Source organism: Novosphingobium sp. 11B (assembly GCF_054589055.1).
In genome coordinates this window covers 13,944-15,029 of the sequence record NZ_BAAILP010000254.1, presented here as the reverse complement: position 1 = coordinate 15,029, position 1,086 = coordinate 13,944, and the positions used below count along the sequence as shown (strand labels likewise).

General features: G+C 66.9%; 1 protein-coding gene. It reads right to left on the bottom strand.

The window, feature by feature from the left end:
- Positions 1 to 118: 118 nt before the first annotated feature.
- Positions 119 to 973 carry a sulfite exporter TauE/SafE family protein gene (locus ACYPYD_RS22730; protein ID WP_459665682.1) on the bottom strand — a complete coding sequence of 285 codons (855 nt, stop codon included), beginning with the start codon at positions 971 to 973 and terminating at the stop codon, positions 119 to 121.
- Between the last annotated feature and the right edge of the window lie 113 nt (positions 974 to 1,086).

Below are 1,086 nucleotides of genomic sequence, written 5' to 3'. Positions count from 1 at the left end.
CCGGACTTGATCCGGGACCGGTGGCTGTCTTTAGAAGTAAGCGATAGGCAAGGCACCCTGCCGTGGGCCGGGTCGATCTCGGCCAGCGGTCCCGGATCAAGTCCGGGACGACGAAGTCTCAGCGAACCTCCGCCGCCTTGGCCGGAGCAATGACGTCCACCCTCACCTTCTCCGGCGCGTTGGCTTTCACGAACAGTTGCCATGACGAGACCGCCAGCACCGCCGCCAGCAGCGGCTGCAGCACTTTGTCCGGCGCGCGGGAGGACAGGTAGCTGCCCACCACCACGCCCGGAATCGAGCCGATCAGCAGGTTGGTCAGCAGCGTTCCGTTGACGTCACCCATGATCCAGTGCCCGGTGCCCGCGATCAGCGTCAGCGGCACGGCATGGGCAATGTCCGACCCGACGATGCGCGCCACCGGCAGACGAGGATAGAGCACGAAGAGCACGGTGACCCCGATCGCTCCCGCCCCCACCGAGGACACCGAAACGGCCACACCGATCAGCGCACCCAGCGCGATCGTGCCGCCGAGTTCCACCATCGGCGAACGCTGCGCGGCACCGTCATGGGCATGGCGGAACAGCCACTTGCGCCCGATGACCGCGAGCGAAGTCAGCGCCAGAAGGCAGGCCAGCGAGAGGAGAATGACGTGCTCCGTGGACTTGCCGACCGAACCCATCCGGGCCATCACCAGCAATGTCACCACGGCGGCGGGCACGCTGCCCATGGCCATGCGGCGCACGATCTTCCACTCCACGCTCTCGCGCGAGCCGTGGACCGCCGATCCGGCGATCTTGGTCACGGCGGCGAACAGCAGGTCGGTGCCCACCGCCGTCTTGGCGCTGACGCCGAACAGCAGCACCAGCAGCGGCGTCATCAGCGAGCCGCCGCCCACCCCGGTCAGTCCGACCAGCAGACCGACGAGCAGCCCCGCGATGGCATGGAAAAAATCGATCGAACCCGTCACGCCCATCGCGAACCCGTATCCTTGCCTGGCTTATGTTGTCGGGCGCCGTTCCAGCCGGTTTGCCCGCCCAAGACAAGCGGAATTCGGGTTTCAGGGGGTGAAGAGGGGCTTGTGAGGCG

Excerpts from the sequence above, each read along its gene's own strand:
- ACYPYD_RS22730 (WP_459665682.1), bottom strand. The coding sequence starts at position 973 with ATGGGCGTGACGGGTTCGATCGATTTTTTCCATGCCATCGCGGGGCTG.